2 protein-coding genes and 1 pseudogene are annotated in these 2721 nt (G+C 31.0%); 1 reads left to right on the top strand and 2 read right to left on the bottom strand.

Features of this window, described 5'->3' with window-relative positions:
- Positions 1-134: pseudogene (locus A33S_RS12280) on the top strand (IS6 family transposase); the annotation flags it as partial.
- 511 nt (positions 135-645) lie between these two features.
- Here A33S_RS12280 and A33S_RS0107985 read toward each other — a convergent pair.
- Entirely contained in the window at positions 646-1191 is a 546-nt protein-coding gene (locus A33S_RS0107985) for a hypothetical protein (RefSeq protein ID WP_017176726.1), read from the bottom strand.
- A 759-nt stretch (positions 1192-1950) separates the two neighbouring features.
- Positions 1951-2625: an IS6 family transposase gene (locus A33S_RS0107975; RefSeq protein WP_017176725.1), complete on the bottom strand. Its 675-nt coding sequence runs from the start codon at positions 2623-2625 to the stop codon at positions 1951-1953.
- Between the last annotated feature and the right edge of the window lie 96 nt (positions 2626-2721).

The following is a 2721-nucleotide window of genomic DNA, read 5'->3' as shown; positions in this document are numbered from 1 at the left end:
AAAATATCAATACAGCAAAGAATACTTTAAAAGGTATTGAATGTATTTACGCTCTATATAAAAAGAACCGCAGGTCTCTTCAGATCTACGGATTTTCGCCATGCCACGAAATTAGCATCATGCTAGCAAGTTAAGCGAACACTGACATGATAAATTAGTGGTTAGCTATATTTTTTTACTTTGCAACAGAACCTTGATTTTCGTCTATATATCTTGTAGTATTAAATTGCATAAAAAAGCCCCCAGTTTTATTTAAGATTCGACACCTTAATAATATAACTGGGGTTTTTTCATGTCAAATTTTCTTTTCAACCACAAAAATAAATAAAAACACTGTCATATCAACGATAAATCATATTTTAAAAAAAGAACGTTATTTCTATATAGTATCAAGACAAGAAGAAACTCGTTTTTAACTCGTTTCAAAACCAAAATACCCACCTTAAAAAGATGGGTATCAAAATCACTTTTTTTTATTATTAGACGAAAATAAAAATGCTCCAAAAAACAATAAGGGAAAAATCACAAACAAGCGAGCATCAAATGTATTTTTTCCAAGAATAACAGGTAAAGATATATAAATAATAAAGGTTATTATCAAAAACAACAAATAAACTTTTTTATTAGTACTCATTACAAATGAACCTACAACACAATAGCAATAAAAGCTCTAGCTACAATATAAGCAAATTGTTTATTAAAACCAAAATTGTTAGTTAATCCTGTAGCTATACCATCAGCTAAATTACCCTCAAAACCTGTTAAAATATCACAAAACTTATTAATGCTCTGATAATGGAACATAACTAGCTTTGTACCAGTAGTATTTTCAATTTTAGCAACCAATTTATTCCAAGCTTTTTCTCCAACTTTATTAACAGTAGCTCTTATAGCTTTAGCCCCAGCTTTAGCAGTTATCGTTGCTTTTCCTCTTTCTGCTACACCATTTTTGTAATTTCTAACTTGACCTTTTAACTTTTCAGCTACATTTGGATCTTTAAACTCATCTTTACTATTATCTATCTCGTCTAACAAAGCATTACCAATTTTTTCTCTTTGCTTCATTTCCTCATCAATTGCTTTAACAGTTTCAGCATTCGCTCTACCTGATTCTATCGTAGAATATACTGGCCCTATTAAAAGAGAAGTAGCAATTGTAGCAGTGGCAATTTTTCTTATGTTTTTATACATTGTAAAAACTCCTTATGTAGAATTTAAACAATCCCTTAATAAACATCCCAATATACAACATATCATACTTTTGCTTTATTCCAATTGCTTTATTGACGTTGAGCCTCGGAACCCTTAACAATCCCAAAACTTGTCGAATGGTCGGCTTAATAGCTCACGCTATGCCGACATTCGTCTACAAGTTTAGTTAAGGGTTCTTCTCAACGCACAATAAATTTTCTCGGCATAAATGCGTGGTCTATTTTTTCTTTTTCTTCTCTGCATAAGGTAAATAAAATATCACAAATAAAGCACATAAAATTGCTACAAAAGAACCAAATGGCATCAAAAAACCCTCCTTTTTTTAACAAACTTTAGGTTCTGTTGCAAAGTTAAAATTATATGCACATCTATACAAAACTATAAAAGCAAATATTGTTTTAACAGTAAAGAGTTTTGTTAGTATTAATTATTTTTCGTTTTTCAGTATAAATATTACATGATTTTTAACTTTGCAACAGAACCATAAAAGTGCTTTTTTAAGCATAATTTACAAAGCTAATGTTTGCTACTATATTTTTAACGATTATTAGAAGTTAGTATCTAAAAAAACTATCGTTATAACTTAAAAGATTCTGTTACAAAGTTAATTTTATAGTATAATTTTAACAAAAAGAGTCCTCTGTATGAACTATTTCAGATATAAACAGTTTAACAAGGGTTCTGTTGCAAAGTTAGAAAAAGTGTAGCTAATCAGCATTTTATCATGTCAGCGTTCGTTTAACTGGCTAACATATGACTGATTTCATGGCATGGCGAAAATCCGTAGATCTGAAGAGACCTGCGGTTCTTTTTATATAGACCGTAAATACACTCAATACCTTTTAAAGTATTTTTGGCCGTATTGATACTTTGATATCTTGTCTTTCTTACTTTAATATGACGGTGATCTTGCTCAATGAGGTTATTCAGATATTTGGATGTGCAATGACAGTCAGGATTCAGTCTAAACGTTTTAATGACTTTAGCCATTGCGACCTTCGTTGAAGGTGCCTGATCTGTAATCACCTTTTGAGGTTTACCAAATTGTTTAATGAGACGTTTGATCAACGCATATGCTGAATGATTATCGCGTTGCTTACGCAACCAAATATCTAATGTATGACCCTCTGCATCAATAGCACGATATAAATAGCTCCATTTTCCTTTTATTTTGATGTACGTCTCATCAATACGCCATTTGTAATAGGCTTTTTTATGTTTTTTCTTCCAAATTTGATACAAAATCGGAGCATATTCTTGAACCCAACGGTAGACCGTTGAATGGTGAACGTTTACACCACGTTCCCTTAATATTTCAGATATATCACGATAACTCAATGCATATCTTAGATAGTAGCCAACGGCTACAGTGATAACATCCTTGTTAAATTGTTTATATCTGAAATAGTTCATACAGAAGACTCCTTTTTGTTAAAATTATACTATAAATTCAACTTTGCAACAGAACCAAATTGAGTAATAGTAAAAGCCCCTAATTTAGGGGCTTTC

It is taken from the genome of Staphylococcus massiliensis CCUG 55927, from assembly GCF_000298075.1.
GTDB classification, from domain to species: Bacteria; Bacillota; Bacilli; order Staphylococcales; family Staphylococcaceae; genus Staphylococcus; species Staphylococcus massiliensis.
The sequence above is the reverse complement of the archived record's forward strand: the minus strand, read 5'-3'. Positions and strand labels throughout refer to the sequence as shown.